Here is a 1,204-nt window from a genome sequence, read left to right as displayed (position 1 = left end):
TTTGACGCAAACCACCCGGCAGTTGACCATCTAAGCACAACGACGGGAGCGGAGGAGAGGTAATGGCGAACACTCAGTCGAGCTTGGCGCCCGGGCTTCCTTTTAGCGAGGCGGAGTATAACCGTCGCTGGCAAGCTGTTCTTGACCGATTCCAGGAGTTTGGAGTCGACGCAGTCATATCGACTTTCTCGCGCAACCACCAGTACCTGACTGGACATGCTGCCTCCGGCTCGTACGCGAGGCCCTATTACCTGATCATCGCGCCACACGTGCCGCGAACGAATATCGTCCGCTTGTTCGACGAATGGAATGTCCGGGCCGAGAGCATTCCTCTCAAGATCCACACGTATCACCAGCTTACCGAAGCGGGCAAGGTCTGCGCTGAAGTGATGCGATCGCTTGGGCTGGATCGGGGGCGCGTCGGAATGGAGCTCGACCTTTTTGGAATGACGGCCCGCGACGCCATGGAGCTACAAGAGCTACTTCCGAACATCGAGGTTGTGGACGTCTCCCGTCTGATTCTCACTGTGGCGGACATCAAGTCGGCAGAGGAGATCGCCGTCATGCGAAAGGCGATGAAGGGGACGGAGGCCGGCGTTGCCGCCTTTGTTGACGTCCTCAGGGAGGGCGTGTCCGAGCTCGAGGCCGCCGCTATCGTCCAGGCGGCCGTAGAGTCCACGGGGGTAGACGCGACTTTGTTCGGGATTTTATTCGGAGATCACACAGCCGTAGGGCACGCGAAGTCCGGCAACAACCGCCTCAAACAGGGCGACGTCGCCTACATCGAGGTCGGTGGCAGGCTTCATGATTACGCCGCCGGGCTAGTGCGCTCCGCAATCTACGGCAGACATGCCGAGGCCACGGCTCTGTATGAACTCTCGAACGCAGCGTTGGAGGCGGCGATCGCAGCTGCGATGCCCGGGGCATTGACCGGAGACGTCGATGCTGCCGCACGAGGGGTCGTAGAGCGGGCTGGCCGTCCGCAGACATTCCGCCAGCGCGTTGGCTATTCATGCGGTCTCGGTTGGTCGACGCGGGGCTACACCAGCTTAGAGCCGGGCGGCCAGAATGTGCTGCGGCCCAACATGGCGCTGCACATGCCGCTGTTCCTGACCGACGAGGAGGGCCGTTTCGCGATCGGTTGCAGCGAGACGATCCTGGTGACCGATGGAGGGGCGGAGGTCCTGAGCAACGGCGATCGCGA

The 1,204-nt window shown here is 61.7% G+C and carries 1 protein-coding gene; it reads left to right on the top strand.

The window, feature by feature from the left end; translation table 11 throughout:
* Positions 1-62: 62 nt before the first annotated feature.
* Positions 63-1,204 (top strand): Xaa-Pro peptidase family protein (locus tag EN862_RS34725; RefSeq protein ID WP_135858166.1); only part of this gene is annotated, 1,142 nt, incomplete at its 3' end.

The sequence above is a fragment of the Mesorhizobium sp. M2E.F.Ca.ET.219.01.1.1 genome, assembly GCF_004016445.2.
Taxonomy (GTDB): Bacteria; Pseudomonadota; Alphaproteobacteria; order Rhizobiales; family Rhizobiaceae; genus Mesorhizobium.
Note: the sequence above shows the minus strand (reverse complement) of the source record. Positions and strands in the feature narration are given on the sequence as shown.